Origin of the sequence: Streptomyces sp. NPDC090032, from assembly GCF_044748025.1 — a bacterium.
Classification (GTDB): Bacteria; Actinomycetota; Actinomycetes; order Streptomycetales; family Streptomycetaceae; genus Streptomyces.
Genome location: NZ_JBIVFF010000007.1, coordinates 246,752 through 262,977, shown reverse-complemented (window position 1 = coordinate 262,977; position 16,226 = coordinate 246,752). Strand labels below are relative to the sequence as shown.

Annotated in this window: 18 protein-coding genes and 1 pseudogene; 7 read left to right on the top strand and 12 right to left on the bottom strand. The window is 70.2% G+C overall.

Annotation, left to right across the window (positions count from 1 at the left end; all coding sequences use genetic code 11):
- Nucleotides 1-8 precede the first annotated feature (8 nt).
- Both ACIPWY_RS19390 and ACIPWY_RS19385 read right to left on the bottom strand, forming a co-directional pair.
- Nucleotides 9-926, bottom strand: a complete 918-nt coding sequence (locus tag ACIPWY_RS19390) for a carbohydrate ABC transporter permease (RefSeq protein ID WP_393700751.1) — start codon at nt 924-926, stop codon at nt 9-11.
- 28 nt (nt 927-954) lie between these two features.
- Complete coding sequence (locus tag ACIPWY_RS19385; RefSeq protein ID WP_362902806.1) at nt 955-1,926, bottom strand: sugar ABC transporter permease; 972 nt, start codon at nt 1,924-1,926, stop codon at nt 955-957.
- 211 nt (nt 1,927-2,137) lie between these two features.
- Here ACIPWY_RS19385 and ACIPWY_RS19380 point away from each other — a divergent pair, with 211 nt between their 5' ends.
- Complete coding sequence (locus ACIPWY_RS19380; protein WP_393700749.1) at nt 2,138-3,292, top strand: ROK family protein; 1,155 nt, start codon at nt 2,138-2,140, stop codon at nt 3,290-3,292.
- Nucleotides 3,293-3,304: 12 nt separating this feature from the next.
- The gene (locus ACIPWY_RS19375) at nt 3,305-3,550 is read left to right on the top strand and encodes a hypothetical protein (RefSeq protein WP_393701191.1); all 246 of its coding nucleotides are present in this window, start codon (nt 3,305-3,307) and stop codon (nt 3,548-3,550) included.
- Here the strand turns inward: ACIPWY_RS19375 and ACIPWY_RS19370 are convergent.
- Nucleotides 3,431-3,742: pseudogene (locus ACIPWY_RS19370) on the bottom strand (NUDIX hydrolase); the annotation flags it as partial. The gene ACIPWY_RS19375 and the pseudogene ACIPWY_RS19370 overlap by 120 nt on opposite strands.
- Nucleotides 3,743-3,988: 246 nt before the next feature.
- Here ACIPWY_RS19370 and htpX point away from each other — a divergent pair.
- Complete coding sequence (gene htpX / locus ACIPWY_RS19365; protein WP_362902802.1) at nt 3,989-4,915, top strand: zinc metalloprotease HtpX; 927 nt, start codon at nt 3,989-3,991, stop codon at nt 4,913-4,915.
- A 17-nt stretch (nt 4,916-4,932) separates the two neighbouring features.
- Nucleotides 4,933-5,517 (top strand): hypothetical protein, encoded by a 585-nt coding sequence (locus tag ACIPWY_RS19360; protein WP_401534012.1) that lies wholly within the window; start codon nt 4,933-4,935, stop codon nt 5,515-5,517.
- A 1-nt stretch (nt 5,518) separates the two neighbouring features.
- Here the strand turns inward: ACIPWY_RS19360 and ACIPWY_RS19355 are convergent, their stop codons facing one another.
- The 5 genes from ACIPWY_RS19355 to ACIPWY_RS19335 all read right to left on the bottom strand — a co-directional run bounded on the left by ACIPWY_RS19355 (nt 5,519) and on the right by ACIPWY_RS19335 (nt 9,915).
- Nucleotides 5,519-5,752 carry a hypothetical protein gene (locus ACIPWY_RS19355; protein WP_401534010.1) on the bottom strand — a complete coding sequence of 78 codons (234 nt, stop codon included), beginning with the start codon at nt 5,750-5,752 and terminating at the stop codon, nt 5,519-5,521.
- Nucleotides 5,733-6,530: a family 1 encapsulin nanocompartment shell protein gene (locus tag ACIPWY_RS19350; RefSeq protein ID WP_362902796.1), complete on the bottom strand. Its 798-nt coding sequence runs from the start codon at nt 6,528-6,530 to the stop codon at nt 5,733-5,735. Before ACIPWY_RS19350 ends, ACIPWY_RS19355 begins: the two co-directional genes overlap by 20 nt.
- The gene (locus tag ACIPWY_RS19345; RefSeq protein WP_393701169.1) at nt 6,527-7,549 is read right to left on the bottom strand and encodes a Dyp-type peroxidase; all 1,023 of its coding nucleotides are present in this window, start codon (nt 7,547-7,549) and stop codon (nt 6,527-6,529) included. Before ACIPWY_RS19345 ends, ACIPWY_RS19350 begins: the two co-directional genes overlap by 4 nt.
- Nucleotides 7,550-7,644: 95 nt before the next feature.
- Nucleotides 7,645-8,133 (bottom strand): DUF5709 domain-containing protein, encoded by a 489-nt coding sequence (locus ACIPWY_RS19340; protein ID WP_362903368.1) that lies wholly within the window; start codon nt 8,131-8,133, stop codon nt 7,645-7,647.
- 405 nt (nt 8,134-8,538) lie between these two features.
- Complete coding sequence (locus ACIPWY_RS19335; protein WP_401534008.1) at nt 8,539-9,915, bottom strand: hypothetical protein; 1,377 nt, start codon at nt 9,913-9,915, stop codon at nt 8,539-8,541.
- Nucleotides 9,916-9,977: 62 nt separating this feature from the next.
- On the opposite strand from ACIPWY_RS19335, the gene ACIPWY_RS19330 reads away from it, so the two are divergent.
- Nucleotides 9,978-10,196: a hypothetical protein gene (locus ACIPWY_RS19330; protein WP_362902792.1), complete on the top strand. Its 219-nt coding sequence runs from the start codon at nt 9,978-9,980 to the stop codon at nt 10,194-10,196.
- 34 nt (nt 10,197-10,230) lie between these two features.
- Here the strand turns inward: ACIPWY_RS19330 and ACIPWY_RS19325 are convergent, their stop codons facing one another.
- The gene (locus tag ACIPWY_RS19325) at nt 10,231-11,166 is read right to left on the bottom strand and encodes an SDR family oxidoreductase (protein ID WP_362902790.1); all 936 of its coding nucleotides are present in this window, start codon (nt 11,164-11,166) and stop codon (nt 10,231-10,233) included.
- Nucleotides 11,167-11,436: 270 nt separating this feature from the next.
- Here ACIPWY_RS19325 and ACIPWY_RS19320 point away from each other — a divergent pair, with 270 nt between their 5' ends.
- Nucleotides 11,437-11,892: a pyridoxamine 5'-phosphate oxidase family protein gene (locus ACIPWY_RS19320; protein ID WP_362902789.1), complete on the top strand. Its 456-nt coding sequence runs from the start codon at nt 11,437-11,439 to the stop codon at nt 11,890-11,892.
- A 173-nt stretch (nt 11,893-12,065) separates the two neighbouring features.
- Here ACIPWY_RS19320 and ACIPWY_RS19315 read toward each other — a convergent pair whose 3' ends face one another.
- Both ACIPWY_RS19315 and ACIPWY_RS19310 read right to left on the bottom strand, forming a co-directional pair.
- The gene (locus ACIPWY_RS19315; protein WP_401534005.1) at nt 12,066-13,724 is read right to left on the bottom strand and encodes an MDR family MFS transporter; all 1,659 of its coding nucleotides are present in this window, start codon (nt 13,722-13,724) and stop codon (nt 12,066-12,068) included.
- 182 nt (nt 13,725-13,906) lie between these two features.
- Nucleotides 13,907-14,584, bottom strand: a complete 678-nt coding sequence (locus tag ACIPWY_RS19310) for a TetR/AcrR family transcriptional regulator (RefSeq protein ID WP_393700740.1) — start codon at nt 14,582-14,584, stop codon at nt 13,907-13,909.
- A 188-nt stretch (nt 14,585-14,772) separates the two neighbouring features.
- Here ACIPWY_RS19310 and ACIPWY_RS19305 point away from each other — a divergent pair, with 188 nt between their 5' ends.
- Nucleotides 14,773-15,345: a DUF4232 domain-containing protein gene (locus ACIPWY_RS19305; RefSeq protein WP_393700738.1), complete on the top strand. Its 573-nt coding sequence runs from the start codon at nt 14,773-14,775 to the stop codon at nt 15,343-15,345.
- Nucleotides 15,346-15,417: 72 nt separating this feature from the next.
- On the opposite strand, the gene ACIPWY_RS19300 is transcribed toward ACIPWY_RS19305, so the two are convergent.
- Nucleotides 15,418-16,140: a PP2C family protein-serine/threonine phosphatase gene (locus tag ACIPWY_RS19300; protein ID WP_362902784.1), complete on the bottom strand. Its 723-nt coding sequence runs from the start codon at nt 16,138-16,140 to the stop codon at nt 15,418-15,420.
- Between the last annotated feature and the right edge of the window lie 86 nt (nt 16,141-16,226).

Here is a 16,226-nt window from a genome sequence, read left to right as displayed (position 1 = left end):
CTGCCTCTCTACTTGATCCCGCTGAAGCCGATGGAGTTGACGATGCGCCGCGCGAAGCAGCCGAAGAGCACGAGCATCGGGAGCGCGGCCACGAGCGTCGCCGCCATCAGCCCCGACCAGTCGGTGCCGCTCTGCGGCGTCTGCGCGCGGAAGATGCTCAGCGCGACGGTGAGCACACGTGAGCTGTCGCTGTACGACACCATCAGCGGCCAGAAGTAGTCGTTCCAGGCCGTGATGTACGTCAGGACGCCCAGCGTGACGACCGGGGTCGACGCCATCGGCAGCAGCACCCGGAAGAAGATCCGCACCTTGCCGGCGCCGTCGAGCAGCGCGGCCTCCTCGACCTCCCGGGGCAGGTTCATGAAGAACTGCCGCAGGAAGAACACCGCGAAGGGCGTCATGAACAGGCTGGGCAGGGCGATCCCGAGCAGGGTGTCGACCAGGCCGAGCTGTTTGATCAGGACGAAGTTCGGCAGGAGGGTGAAGATGGTCGGCACCATGAGCCCGGCGAGGAACAGCCCGAACATCCGGTCCCTGCCGCGCCAGCGCAGCCGGGCGAAGGCGTACGCGGCCATGGCGGAGAACAGGAGCTGGCAGACGGTGATCAGGGTCGAGACGACCACGGAGTTCAGCAGATAGCGCCAGAAGTCGATCGACCCGCCCGCGCCGCCCTGGGCAAGCGCCTCCTTCGTGCTCTGCTGCCCGAAGACCCGGGCGAAGCCGCCGCCTGTCAGGCCGGTGGGCAGCGGGGACGAAGGGTCGGCGGTGAGCCCGGCGTTGGAGGACAGGGCGGTGCGCAGGATCCAGTAGAACGGCACCAGGGTGATGACGACGATCGCGGTCAACACGGCCCAGGCGAGGGCGCGTCCGGGCGAGATCCTGCGCCGGGCGCGGGCGCGGGGCGCTGTGGTGGTCACGGCGGCCATGGCGATGGCTCCTTTCTCTCGCTCGTCGCTATCCGAGGTCGGTGTGTCCGGCGCGGGTGAGCCGGTACTGGATGACGGTGATCACGCTGAGGACGGCCAGGAGGGCCACGGACATGGCGGAGGCGTAGCCGAACTGGAAGCGGCCGAACGCGGAGCCGTAGATGTACAGCTGGAGGACGTTCGAGGCGTTGGCGGGCCCGCCGTTCGTCGTCACGGCGACGGAGTCGAAGACCTGGAACGAGCCGATGACGGTCATGATCAGGACGACCGCGAGCACCGGCCGCAGCAGCGGCAGCGTCACGCGCCAGAACATCCGCCACTCGCTCGCGCCGTCGACCTTCGCCGCCTCGTACACGTCGGAGGGGATGGCCTGGAGCCCCGCGAACAGGAGCAGCGCGGTGTAGCCGACGTGGCGCCATACGTTGATCAGCGCGATGGTCGGGATGGCCCAGGCCTCGTCGGTCAGGAAGGGGATGTGGTCGAAGCCGAGCCCGCCGATGACGCGGTTGCCGATGCCGAGCTGGGTGTCGAGCATCCACAGCCAGACGATGCCGGCGACGACGTTCGACACGAGGTAGGGCGTCAGGACGATGCCGCGCAGCAGCGCCGACTTCGTCAGCCGCTGCATCAGGACGGCGATGGCGAGCGCCGCGACCGTCTGGACGCCGATGTTGATGATCACGTACTCGACGGTGACCTTCAACGACCCCCAGAAAATAGGGTCGTTGACCATGCGCACATAGTTGTCGAGGCCGACCCACTCGGCGGGTGTGAGCAGGTTGAAGCGGGTGAAGCTCAGATAGATCCCGCGCAGCGTGGGCCAGAGCAGGAAGACCAGGAAACCGAGCAGTGCGGGGGCGATGAACACCGCCGCGAGGACACCGTCCCCGCCGTTTCCGCCGCCGTCCCGCTCCCTGATCCGGTCCTTGGTCTTCTTGCTCGCTGCTTCGGCACCAGACAGCCGCACTCGGGTGGGTGGGCTGCTTGAGGCGACAGTCATCTGAGACTCCCTCGTCCGCGACTCGTCCTCGCGCCGATTACTTTTGACGCGGAACAATCAGCGCGTCAAGAGGCCTGCAGCGACCTTCTCCAGAGCACCTCACGCGAGATCGAGCCTTGACATTGCTTCCGCCCCGGAATAATCCTATGTCACAGGCTGTGACAGACTCAGGCCCACACGTCACCCCCTTCAAAACCAGCGCGAGGAGCCCATGAGCGCACGTACCGCGAGCTGGCTGCCCCTGAGCCCCGGTGAACGCGCGGTCGCGATCGAGGTGTTGACGCACGGCCCGCTCTCGCGCAGCGAGCTCGCCAAGCGGCTCAGCCTGTCCGCCGGCAGCCTCACCCGACTGACGAAGCCGCTCATCGAGTCCGGCCTGCTGGTCGAGGACGCCACGACGGCGGCATCGCTGCGCCAGGGGCGCCCCTCACAGCCGCTCGACATCGTCGCCGGGTCACAGAACTTCGCCGGGTTCAAGATCACGGCGGACGCGGTCTACGGCGTGGTCACCACGCTCAGGAGCGAGATCGTCGCCCGCCGCGCCGAGCCCCTCGACACGCACGATCCGGAGGAGATCGCTGACCTCCTGCACCGGATGACCACGGGTTTTCAGGAGAGCTTCCCGCGCCTCGCCGGAATCGGCATCGGCGTGGGCGGCAAGGTCCGACACCGGGCGACCGTCGTCGCGAACGCGTTCCTCGGCTGGGAGGAAGTACCGCTCGCCGGGATGATCGAGGAGCGCACGGGACTGCCCGTCGTCGTCGACAGCGACGTGGCGGCACTGATCGAGGCCGAGGCCTGGTTCGGCGCGGGCCGCGGCCTCGACCGGTTCGCGGTCCTCACCATCGGGGCGGGCATCGGCTACGGTCTCGTGCTCGGCGGACGCCTGGTCCGTACCGGCGAGGACGGCCACGGCGTCGGTAAGCGCTGGATCATCAACACCAACGGCCCGCTCACGCCGGAGGGCGAACGGGGCAGCGCCATGGCCCTGTTGACCATCCCGAGCATCTGCTACCAGATCCGCGCGGCCACCGGCCGGGACGTGACGTACGAGGAGATCCTGGCCGGCGCCGAGTCCGGAGACCCGCTGTGCTCACGCGTGATCGGCGAAGCGGCCCGGGCCCTGGGCACCCTCGTCGCACAGATCGCCAACTTCGCGATGCCGGAGAAGATCCTGCTGGCGGGCGAGGGGGTGGGCCTCGCCGACGTCGCGGGCGGCGTGGTCCGCGAGGCGATCCTCGCCAACCGCCACCCCCTGGCAGACCCCGTCCCCCTGGAGACAAAGGTCTCCGACTTCCACGAGTGGGCCCGCGGCGCCGCGGTCCTGGCCATCCAGGTACTGGTACTCGGGACGAACGAGGGGTGAGGGGGCGGCCTGGTGGGCGCCGCGCACGACGCCGGCGATCAGATCGTGGATGAGGAACTCGCCGGGCCCACAGTTCTCCTTCAGCCGGTCCAGCTCGTCGGCCCCGAACCAGCCGTACTCGGAGTGCTTGGCCCACTCCAGGGCGGGGTGGGCCAGATCGCCGTCGACCTCGACGACCCAGTCGGCCTCGTGCCGTCGGCCACCACCGTCGTCACCGGTCCAGGTGGAGACACCGAGGAACGCGCCCACCCGTCGTAGCCGCCAGCCCGTCTCCTCCGTGATCTCCCGGGCCAGCGCGCCGAGGAGACTCTCGCCCGGCTCGACATGGCCGCCGACAATGTCCCAGGTGTCGGGAAAGAGACGCCGGTCGGAGCTGCGCCTCTGCGCGAAGGCCTGCCCCTGCCGATTGAGGATCACGGCGCCCACGGTCCACACCTCGCCCGCTCTCATCACGGGAAGTGCGGGTGTCGGGGCGCTCTGGTCGTGGTGCTCGCTCGGCGGCATGGGGCCACTCTAGAAGGGCTCGAGCCGGACGCACGGAGCCCGGGCTCACGAGGAACTGACGGGCTCCGTGCGCGACTGGTCGGAAGAGCCCCCGGTAAGTGGCATCGTGGAAGGTGAGCGCACCGCCGGCGCCGCTCCGCGTGAGCGGCCCGTACGGCGGCGTGCCGCTGCGGAGCGAAGGCGGTGACGGCTGTGGCAACCACTCTGAAGGCCGGAGGGAGCCGGTTCAAGGCCGACCGGCAGCTGACCGCACGCATGCTGGTCACCGTGTTCCTGCTGGGCCTGCTGTACGTGGCCTTCGTCGGCGCGCTCCTCGTCCTGCTCAAGTCGACGCTCCTGGTCGTCGTGATCGCCGCGGGACTCCTCGGGTCGCAGTACTGGTTCTCCGACCGGATCGCCCTGTACGCCATGCACGGCCGGATCGTGACCCGTGAGGAGCAGCCCCAGCTGCACGGCGTGATCGACCGGCTGTGCGCGACCGCCGACATGCCGAAACCGCAGGTGGCCATCGCCGGCACCGATCTGCCGAACGCCTTCGCCACCGGCCGCAACGCCGATCACGCCGTGGTCTGCGTGACCACGGGCCTGCTGCACCGTCTGGAGCCCGATGAGCTGGAGGGTGTCCTCGCGCACGAGCTGTCCCACGTGGCGCACCGCGACGTCGCCGTGATCACCGTGGCCTCGTTCCTCGGCGTGATCGCCGGCATCGTTGTGCGCTTCGCGTTCTACTCCGAGCTGCTCGGCGGCCGCCGCAGGACCGACCAGAACACCCTGATGGTCCTCGCGGTGGTGGTGGGCGTCTCGGCCGCCGTCTACGCGATCAGCTTCGTCCTCATCCGGGCACTGTCCCGGTACCGGGAGCTGGCCGCCGACCGGGCCGCGGCGCTGCTCACCGGCCGGCCGTCGGCGCTGGCATCCGCGCTGACCAAGCTCGACGGGGACATCGCCCGCATCCCGAACAAGGACCTGCGCACGGCCCGCGCGTTCAACGCGTTCTACTTCATCCCCGCGCTGTCGAGGACCGCCCCGCTTCCCCGGCTCTTCTCCACGCACCCCTCGCTCGAACAGCGCCTCGACCAGCTGGCGGCGATCTCCGCCGACCTCGGGCGCCCGGCCTGAGCCCCGAAGGGATCCGCATGGGCTTCCTGGACATCCTGCTCGGGCGCACGAGGCCCGCCCCACCGGACCTCGACCGGCTTTTCGGCCTGCCGGCGGCGGCGGTGACGCTGGAGGCGGCCGCCGGGTTCACGCCGACCGGCCTCGGCTCGGTGTGCTTCACGACGGTCGAGGGGACGGCCTTCGACACGATCCGCCAGGACGTAGGGGCACTGCTGAACGCCGACGCCGAACGGGGCGAAGCGGCGGAGTTCAGCCGGGACGAATACGGCTACACGTGGCTGCTCTCCCGACGCGCCCCCTCGGACCTGCCGGCGCTGGTCGGCGATCTGCACGCGGTGAACGCCACGCTCGAAGGCAACGGCTTCGGCCCTCAGCTCCTGTGCTCCCTGGCCGGCTTCCGTGACGCGGAGGGCCGCTCACTGGCGCTCGTGTACCTCTACAAGCGGGGCACGTTCTACCCCTTCGCCCCGCTCCCCGGGGAGAAGCGTGACAACGCCCTCGAACTGCGCGTACGTGCGGTGGTCGGAGACGACCTCCGCATCGAGCCGGACCTCGAACGCTGGTTCCCGGTGTGGGGCGCACCCGGACTGGGACAGACGTGACCTAGGGCCGGACCGGAGCGACAAGGCGGACCACGGCGTCGAGTCCGCGACGAGCCCCGGGGGCCGCCCCGGCCGGCAGGACGTAGGCGCGCAGCCCCGCGGCGACGGCCCCGCCGTCCTTGGCCGGGTGGTCACCCACCATCAGGGCCTCGGCGGGCGCGACGCCCAGTTCGTCGCAGGCCAGCCGGGCACATTGAGTCGACAGACCCCGATGATCACGCCCGCAGAGCGACAACCGCCTCATCCGTGTACATCAGGAACGTCAGCGTCTCCTGGAAGTACAGCTCGACGCCGTTCGCGTCGTGGGAGGTGTAACCGATCGAGAGATCCTGGCCGATGCGGAGTTCGTAGTCGCCGCCGCGGGTGGTCAGGACGAAGGCGCCGTTGATCGCGGGTGCCCAGATCAGTTCGCCGTCCAGGAGGCGGGCGATGTGGCCGGACACGGGGAACCCGTGGTCGGTGGTCTCGCTGACCGCCGTGTACTGCTCGGCGCCGAGCAGCAGCGAGTACGGGCCGTCGACGCCGGCGAGGCGCAGGGCACTGAGGGCCCTGCTGATGGTGTCGGGGTAGTCGCGGGGTTCGGCGGGCAGACTCAGCACCGGGTTGGACGTCCGCTCACGGACACCCTCGATCTGCGCCGCGGCGTAGCCGTCGAAGATCGCCTGGTCCTCGGCGAAGGCCATGGTGCGGGCCGCGTCCTTGACCGGCTGCCAGTCGGAGTCGTTGGAGCCGCGAGCGACATCGTCCACGGCTTCGCGGCTGACGGTGAAGGGGACGCGCAGTTCGACGAGAGGCTGCGCCTCGCGCAGCCGTGCCATGACGCCCGGGGCGGGCGGCGTGACGGACCGCAGGTGCCCGGTGCCGACGGCCGCGAGTTCGAGCCCGTCGGGTCCGGTGACGTCGAGGACGCGGCGCCCCGCGACATGGCGCTGGAAGGTGCGGCCGGCCTCCTGCTCGATCTCCGCCCAGGCGGCTTCGCTGATGGGGGCGAGTTCGCGGTGCAGATTGTTCATGACGCGGGGGCTCCTTTGAGGCCGCCGATGCCCAACGAACCGTCGGGCGGGGCGACGACGGGCTGCGGTGACACCACCGCAGGGGCGGGAAGTTCGCGTGCTGCGTCCCGGAGAGCGGGCGGGTCCGGCAGGTTGTCGAGGAAGTCTGCGCTGGGGACGAAGAACAGGTTTCCGGTGACAGCGGTGGAGAAGTCGAGGATCCGGTCGGTATTGCCGGGCGGGCTGCCGATGAACATGTTCTCGAGCATCTGCTCGGTGACCTCGGGGGTCCGCGCGTACCCGATGAAGTACGTCCCGAACTCGCCGCGCCCGAGCGTCCCGAACGGCATGTTCTGACGGACGATCTTCCGTTCCTCGCCGTCCTCGGTAATCGTGTTGAGGGCGACGTGGGAGTCGGCGGGCTTGGTCTCGTCGGACATCTCGATGTTGTCCGCCTTGGAGCGGCCGATGACCTTCTCCTGCTCCTCCGTCGACAGTGCGTTCCAGGCAGTCATGTCATGCAGGTACTTCTGCACCACGACGTAACTGCCGCCCGCGAACGGGGCGTCCTCATCTCCGATGAACACGGCAGAGCGCGCCGCGTCACCGGTCGGGTTCTCGCTGCCGTCGACGAAACCGAGCAGGTCCCGGTCGTCGAAGTAGTTGAAGCCATGCACCTCGTCCACCACGGTCACGGCGTCGCCGAGCTGACCGACGATGTGGCCGGCCAGCTCGAAACAGAGGTCCATGCGCCGCGCCCGCACATGAAAAAGGAGATCCCCCGGCGTGGCGACGGCCCGGTGCCGATCGCCGTTCAGCTCACGAAAGGGATGCAGCCCCGCAGGCCGCGGCCCGCCGAACAACCGATCCCAGACAAGAGATCCGATCCCGACGGTGCACGACAGGAACGAGTCCGGGGAGCGGAACGAGACCGAGCGCAGCAGCCCGTTCAAGCTACTGAGCTCGTCGCGGACGCGGAGTTCGGCGCCGGGAGCGGTGGTCACGACGAGAAAGAGGGCCGCTGTCGAGTACGGCGCCATAACAGGCTGCGTTTGCGTCACTGGCTCTCCCGCAGGGGTGCAGTGCAGTCGGCTGACTTCCGTCACCCTAAGCCGGGCTCACCTCTCCCGCACGGTCAGTCGGTGACCCGCCGCGGATCACGCCCTCTGCGGACGTCCTCCACGAGGTGCATGGCGGCCTCCTCGGCGGACGCGGCCGCACCGTCGATCCCGACGTCCTCGGCGAACAGCTCACTCTCCTTGTCCCTGCGCACGCCTTCACCGGGCGCCACGAGCCGGCCCGAGCGCGTGTCTCCCACCTCGTCGTCGAGCGGTTCGCCGTCGGTGTCCCAGGTGTCGCCGATGCCGTCGTCGTCGGGCACCAGCAGGTCGGGGATCTCCTCGGACAGACGCTCGTCGAGCGTCTCGCCGAGCCGCTGCTCGGTGCAGGTGACACCGGTGTGCTCAACCCCCCAGGGCCGCTCGGGCGGCGAATAGCCCTGGTCGAGCGGATCGGTGACGCCGCCGCCGAGCAGGGTGTCCTCCTGGTCGAGGAGACCCTCGTCGTCCTGGACCTCGGACCCGTCGGGCTGGTAGACGTCGTCTCCCCGCCCTTGATCGTCGATGTCCACGTCGCCTCCTTCAGCGGTGGCCCCTGCCTCCATTGTGGGCGGGGAGGGGGCGGCGCGTCCTGCGGAAGGATCCCGGAAACGAAAGTGCCCCGACCGTGACGGGGGATCACGGCCGGGGCGGTCCAAGTGGCAGCGGATGGCGGTCGCCTCTCGGCGGGGGCTCCACAAGGCTTCAGCCGAACGATCGTCCTTGCAGGCACATGAGATGAGGCCCGGGGACACAGTTCCATCCGCGTCCACTGCCTAGTTTAACGGCGAACCACCCAAGGGAATTCCCCACCCCCGAAGTCCGCCCTATGAACTACGCCACGGTCACCACGCGGCGCCACCCCGGATACGCCCGCACAGGCCGGCACCCGACAACGCACCAGAGCCCACCAGCGCACCTCCACCCCTCCGTCAGGGCGTGACCGGCACATTCTCCAGCGCCGAGAGACGCCGGCCGATCGCCTCGAGCGCGCCGGGCCGCCGCCCGGGAACCGCACGGCGCAACCGCGTAAGAGACGCCGCGAGCGCACGCGCCTGCGCCGGATCGGCAAGCTGCTCCCACTGATGATGCGCACGGTCCACGGCGGCCTCGACGTCCTCCTCGCCCGGCACCTGCCCGCGCGCGAGCCGGGCCTCGGCGGCAGCCGTCCACAGTTCGCAACTGCGCCCAGGATCCTGCGCGAGCCGGGCAAGATCCGCACGCACCTCGAGCCAGTGGAGCGCCTCGGGCGACCCCACGCCATGAGTACGCAGAGCGGTGCTCTCCCACATCGCGGCGATGGCGGCGGCCTCACCGTGCCGCCCGGACTGCGCGGCGGCAATGATCGCCGGGTGCGGATCGGCATCAGGGCCGGGCCCGACGACTGGAACCGCCACCTCCGGAGCCACGGGCGGCACAGCCGACCGGGCAGCCGCCGGCGCATGCCCCGGCCCACCATCGGCCACGAGGAACACCGCATCGCCGGGACCGGCCTCCGCAGCCGCCTGAGCATGAAGATGCGCAAGCGGCGGACGGTGCCCGTTGCGCCATATCGACGCGTAGGTCTTGAGATAACCAGGCACCGCAGTAGAACGGCGCGGAGGCGGCGGCGATACCCGCCCGAACAAGCGAACCCCAGGCCCTACGCCGAAACCTCCGCCCCGCACCTGCTCCCACGCCTCACCGTCAGCCACCAGATCGAGGACCACCGTGGTGGTGTCGGGCCGCCGCAGCGCGAGTTCGCCGGTGAGCCAGTGCCAGGGCAGGGCGGTGTAGCGCAGGGTCGACGGAGTCGTACGGGCCAGGGCGAGATGAAGCAGGCGCTGGCGGTGATCCAGATGGAGCTGCCCGGTCACGAACAGGGCGAGAGACCCGGGCGCGGCGGCAGCGGTGCGGATGCGGGTGAGGACGGTCTGCGGATCGACGGGGTCGGCGAGTTCGACGACGGTCGCGGCGGCGGTGCCGGTCAGGGCACTGGGCGGTACGGCCGCGAGAGCGGGCAGTACGGAAGTCGCGTCGATGAGGCAGCTCTTGTTCGCCGGGGCGGCCGCAAGGAGCAGTGCGGCCCCGGTCACTGTCTGTTCCCCGTTGTCCTGCTGAGTGATCACCACTACAGCACCGTAACTGGTCCATCGATGGCACCGGTGACCGGTGGCAGGAGCTCGACTGGTGCTCATACAGGGCGATTTGGGCGGAATCAGGAAGTGGCTGCCGCGCGCGCACGGGTTCCGCCATTGTTGGCGGAACGAGAAAGACAACAAGAAAGAGAACGAGAAAAAGCCGCCCCCGCGGCCGATCGCGGACGCCACGCGTCCAGCGCCGGTGCCCCGTCCGGGTGCGGAGCCGATTCATGTCACGGAAGCTGATGACTATGGACGAACCCGAAGGATTTCCACCTGTCGTCGTGCATGCCACCCAGCCCGGCGGCCGCCGTGTGACGATCCGCGGCGAGGACGCCGGGCTGGCCACCGGGCAGGAGGACGTGCTCGAGTTCCTGCGGCGCGCGGGCCTGGAGGACGCGCGGCTGGACGACCCCGAGCTGGTCGAGTGGCGGGGCGGCGGTACAGAGGTCTGGCCGGCGCAGATCTGAGAGCGACCGCCCGCACCCCACACCCCACAAGGCGTCAGCGGTACGAGTTCGCGTCGGCCGGCTTGCCGGGATCCTGCACCTCGACGAGATAGCGCCAGGCGTCGGGCCGGCTCCCGTCGACGTCGGTGAACCCGTACACCTGGGCGAGTGCCCCGCTGGAGGTCGACTGTCCGTTCCAGCGGGCAACTTCGGGGTCGGCGGCGAGCGCGGCGACGGCCCGGCCGACGTAGAACGGGGTCTCGGAGATGCCGAAGTGCGGCTGCCGCTCCAGGGCGTCACGCCAGTTGTCCTCGGTGACGCCGTAGTGGCCGAGCATGATCTCCGAGCGGAGCCAGCCCGGGGTGAGGGCGAGGGCCGTCGCGCCGCGCGGGCCCAGCTCCTGCCCGAGGGCGAAGCCCATGCGCAGGACGGAGCTCTTGGCGAGGTCGTAGAAGAACGAGACGCGATAGTTGTCGCGGTTGTACTCGGCCGTGCCGTCGGTCACCTCGACCACCAGACCGCCGGGGTTGCGGAGCAGGAGCGGCAACGCGTGGTGGCTGGTGATGGCGTGCGTCTCGACGGCGAGGCGCAGCAGCCGGAGCCCGTCGTCGAGGTCGTGCTCCCAGACGGGGGTGTCCCAGGCGAAGAGGTTCTCGCCGCCCCAGATGTCGTTGACCAGAACATCCAGCCGGCCCTGCTCGGCGGCGATGCGGTCGACGAGTGCCTTGACCTGGGCGGGCTCCAGGTGGTCGGTGGGCACGGCGATACCGCGCCCGCCGGCCGCGGTCACCAGGTCGGCCGTGTCCTCGATGGTCTCCGGCCGGTCGTACTCGGAGCGCCGGTCGCGGGTGGTGCGCCCGGTCACGTACACCGTGGCGCCGGCCGCGCCGAGTTCCACGGCGATGCCCCGTCCCGCGCCGCGGGTCGCACCCGCCACGAGGGCGACCTTGCCGTCCAGCCGGGGACTTCCGGTCCCGGGTTCCTGCGTCATGAATCCGCCTCCTTGCTGCTGCTGGACGGGGCCGCCGTGCCACGCCACGCCCTGGGTTTCGAGCATGACCCGAAATCCGGACAACGAATGTCGCCATTCATGAGCGGATGACGACGCCGATGACCAGGACGAGAAGAGCGAAGAACGAAGAGCCGAGGAAGAACCAAGACCGAAGAATGAAGAGTGATCTCGCCCATCGGTCACATACCAGGCCCGGCCCGTGTCATAACAGTGACCAGGGAACCCGCACGATGTGACAGGGAGACGCTGATGCCACCCGCCCGGACCACGAAGCAGCGCAAGCAGGACACCCTCGACCGGCTCGAACGGGACGAAGACGTTTGGGTGGCCACGGCCGACGGGGAGGATGCGACGCCGTATCTCGTACCGCTGTCGTTCCTGTGGGACGGTTCGACGCTGCTGCTCGCCACCCCTGCGGCCGGCCCGACGGGACGCAATCTGCGGACCACGGGGCGGGCCCGGCTCGGCGTCGGCCCGACACGGGACGTCGTCATGATCGAGGGCACGGTACAGACGCTGACGGCCGCCGGACTCCCGGACGACGTCGGTGACGCGTTCGCGGAGAAGACCGGGTTCGACCCGCGCCGGCAGACGTCGGAGTACCTCTACTTCCGGGTCACACCGCAGCGGGTGCAGGCCTGGCGCGAGGCGAACGAGCTGGCGGGCAGGGAGCTGATGCGCGAGGGCGAATGGATCGCGGACTGAACTGCCTGCACCGACCCACGAGTTGAACCCACCGAAACGACCACACGACCGCACCGCACCACACCGCACCACCGCCGAAGCCCGACAACGCAGAACAAGGAACGCGGAACGCGGAACGCGCCCGCCGAAGAGATCTCCGACGGGCGCGCCCTGGGCCACACACTCACGCCGGCTCAGCCGGCGGCGGCAGGCTCCAGCTCCTTCTCCTCGCCGCCCGGCCGCGGCGTCTCGTTCTCGGCGTGCCAGTCCTCGTTGTCGGCGAGCGGCTTCTCCTTCAGGACGAAGGCGAGAACGAGGCCGACCGCGAAAACGGGCACCAGGTACAGGAAGATCGGCACAAGTGCCTCCTGGTACGAGGACACGACGGTGGCGCGCAGGTCGCCCGGCAGCGCCCGTACGAGGGCGGGCGTCAGCGAGTCGCTGTCGCCGACCTTCGACGCGGCGTCGGCGGGCAGGCGCGAGGCGAGCTGGTCGGTGAGGCGGCTGGCGAAGACCGCGCCGACGACGGCGGTGCCCAGGGTCGCGCCGATCTCGCGGAAGAAGTTGTTCGCGGAGGTGGCGGTGCCGACCTCCGCGCCCGGGAAGTCGTTCTGCACGGCGAGTACGAGGGTCTGCATCATCAGGCCGACCCCCGCGCCCGCGAGACCGACGTACAGGCAGACCAGCCAGACCGGGTCGCTCACGTCGAGGCGGGACATCAGGAACGCGACGAGCATGATGATGACCGTGCCGACGATCGGATAGATCTTGTAGCGGCCGGTCTTGCTCATGATCGCGCCGGACGGCAGGGCCGTGGCCATGATGCCGACGACCATCGGGATGAGCAGCAGCCCCGACTCGGTGGCGGTCTTGCCGTAGACCATCTGGAGATACGTGGGCATGTAGCCCACGATCGCGAACATGCCGAGGCCGATCACGATCATGCCGAGCAGCGTGGCGACGTTGAAGATCGGGCTGCGGAAGAGATGGAGCGGGATGACCGGCTCGGCGGCCCGCTTCTCGGCGACGAAGAACAGCACCCAGGCGACGACCGCGCCGATGCCGAGCGCGATGACCAGCGGGTCGGACCACTCGTACTGCGTGCCGCCCCAGCTCGCGAACAGCACGGTGCAGGTGACGGCCGCGGCCATGAGGGCGGTGCCGAGGTAGTCGAGGGTGACCTTGACGGCCTTGCGCGGCAGCTTGATCGCGACGGCCGCGACGAAGAAGGCGAGGATGCCGAGCGGCAGGTTGACCCAGAACGCCCAGCGCCACGAGTGCTCGTCGGTGAACCAGCCGCCGAGCAGCGGCCCGACGACCGAGGAGAGACCGAACACGGCGCCCATGGGGGCCATGTACTTGGCGCGTTCCCGGGGCGGTACGAGGTCGGCGATGATCGCCTGTGAGGTGATCATGAGGCCGCCGCCGCCCAGGCCCTGGAGGGCGCGGCCGGCGACGAGCGTGCCCATGTTCTGGGCGAGCCCGCAGACCACGGAGCCGACCAGGAAGAGCGCGATGCCCGCGAGGAAGATGTTCTTGCGGCCCATGAGGTCGCCGAGCTTGCCGTAGACCGGCATGCCGATGGTGGCGGCGAGGATGTACGCGGTGGTGATCCACGCCATGTGCTCGATGCCGTTGAGCTCGCCGACGATGGTCGGCAGGGCGGTGCTGACGATGGTCTGGTCGAGCGCGCCGAGCAGCATCGTCAGCATCAGAGCGCCGAAGATCAGCCCGAAGTTGTGCGGCTTGGCCATGCCGTCCTCAGGGGCGGGAGCTATGCCGTCCTCAGGGGCGGGAGCTATGCCGTCCTCAGAGGCGGGATCGGTGCCCGCCGGTGCGGGGGCGTGGGTCATGCTCAGGTCTCCGTACGTGAAGGGATGGGATGCGCGGCGCGCGAGCGGTCGCCGCCCGAGGAGTCCGGGGATTGTTCTGGGGTGTTCGGGGCTGGGGTGGGGAGTCGCGTGGGGCCTGCGCGGGGAGCGCTCGCACCGGCGCCGTGGGGGCGGCTGCCGGGTCGCGCTTCGGGAGCCGCGCCTCAGGCCTCCCGTTCCGTGGTGGCGTGTGGGGAGTGCGCCGGTGAGAGGAGGCCGCGCAGGGCGGTGAAGGAGTCGCGCACCGAGGCCGCGGGACCGTCGGGGTGCTGCTTGTCGCGGGCCCATCGCATGAGGCCGTTGCGTACGGCGGTCATGGCGATCCCCGCGAGCAGCGCGACGGTCTGCCCGTCGGGGGCGGCTCCGGTGCGGCGGGCGATGGCGCCGGCGAGGTCCCGTTCGAGCGCGTCGCACTCGGCAAGGAACGCGCCGAGCGCCGAGGGCACGTTCTCGACGATGGCGAAGACGTCCTCGAACGCTCCGGCGCCGGGCGCCATCTCGTCCACGTGCGTGGCGAACACGTCGCCGAGGTCCCTCAGCACGGAGTCCGGGTCGCGGCCGGGCGCGGAGACGAACTGCTCCGCCTCGGCCTCCGTCAGACCGCCGGGCCAGGCGAAGAGCGCGGTCTCCTTGGTGCGGAAGTAGTTGAAGAAGGTCCGCGGGGAGACGCCGGCTTCCTTGCTGATCATCTCGACCGTGACGTGTTCGAGGCCGTGTTCACGGGCCAGGCGGACCGTGGCGGCGTGCAGTTCGGCCCGGGTCTGGCGCCGTCGCCGGGCGCGGAGCCCCTCGGCCGGCGCCTGCTCGCGGACCGCCGACGTCGCGGCGCCTGATGTCTTCACGCCGCAGATTCTTGCACACACTGCAATCTTTGCGCGCACTGCACCTACGGCCATCCCCGGCATACGGACCTGCGGTTACGGCAGGAGCCTGGGCGGTGACGTGGGCAGATGCTTTCATCCGAGATACGCTCCTTAGGCATTGTTTCGGGTGAAATGGGAAAGCCACTGTTCGCCGGGAGACCAGACTGATGCTCACTCGCACCGTTCTTGCCGCCTCCGCCGCCGCGCTGCTGGTGTCCGCCACCGGCGTGTTCGCCTCCACCGCGCCGGCCTCCGACGCCCGCCCCACGAACCCCGCCGCCGCACCGGCCGCCACCCTCAAGCCCTGCGCGGAGAAAGCGCTGACGCTGAGGGCGGCCCCGTCGGCCCAGGACCACGTCCTGCGGCTGAGCGTCAAGAACCACTCCTCGCAGGCCTGCCTCGTGGACCGCGTCCCGCTGGTCACGTACGGCGATCTCGACGGGGCCGCCGTTCCGTTCCCGCTCTCCGGCAGCGCCGCGTACAAGCTGGATCCGGGCAAGACGGCCCACGCCGTCGTGCGGTCCCTGTCCCCGAGCGGTGGCAGCGAAGCCCGGTCGGTCGGCTACGTCATGGTGTCGGCGAACCCGGAGCACCACGGCAAGAAATTCACCGCCGCCACGCTCGCCGAGCCGGGCGGGCTGCGCGTCTGGGAGCCGGTGACGACCCTGTGGCAGCCGACGCGGGCCCTGGCGGACGAGGTCCTGGCCGAGTCCGACGGCGCGGGGATCCTGCAGGTCTGACCCTCGCGCCCCGGCGGACCAGGGTCTTTCGTTCGGATCAGGCCGCGTGCCCGGCATGCCCGAAGGAAAGACCTAGGCCGCGACCCGCACCGCGAGGAGCGAGGCATCGTCCTGGAGCCGGCCTTCCGCATGGCGGAGCAGGTCGGCGGCGAGGTCGTCGGTGAAGTCCTCGAGGACCGTGTTCTCCAGGGCGGCGGCCCGCTCCGCCAGCGGGTAGAACGCTCCGCGCGCGTCCCTGGCCTCGCTCACCCCGTCCGTGTAGAGCAGCATGGACTCCCAGGCGGTGGCCGGCACCGGCTGGGCGGCGCACCAGCCGGAGTGCAGGTCGAGCAGGCCGAGCGGCGGCGCGGGCGCGGGAACCGCCGCGTGGACGGCGGCGCCGTCGCGCAGCAGGACGGGCGGCGGGTGTCCGCAGCAGACCAGTTGGGCGGATCCGTCGGGTTCGACGCTGAGCAGGGTGGCCGTGACGAAGCGGTCGGGTTCGTCCGAGCGCGCGATCAGCGCGTGCAGCCGTACGGCGATTCCCTCCAACCGCGCCTCACAGGCGGCGAGATCGCGCCAGGCGCGTAAGACGGTGTCCGCGGTGCGGGCGAGCGCGCGACCTTTGCCCATGACATCGCCCATCAACAGGCGTGTGCCGTAAGGGGATTCGAGGGCGCCGCACACATCGCCACCGGATCCCGCGGGGCTTCTCTCCACCGGCGCGACGGCGGCGTTCGCCAGGTGCCGGGCGCTGACACGCAGCGTGCCGACCCGCTCGGGGAGAGGAGAGACCGGTTGGGAACGGGCAGCCATGCAGGGACCTTCCGGGGTGCGGCCGGACGTACTGCCCGACGTGTCGCGCCGCGCCAGTGTAGCCAGTCGCACGCGAACGGTAACCG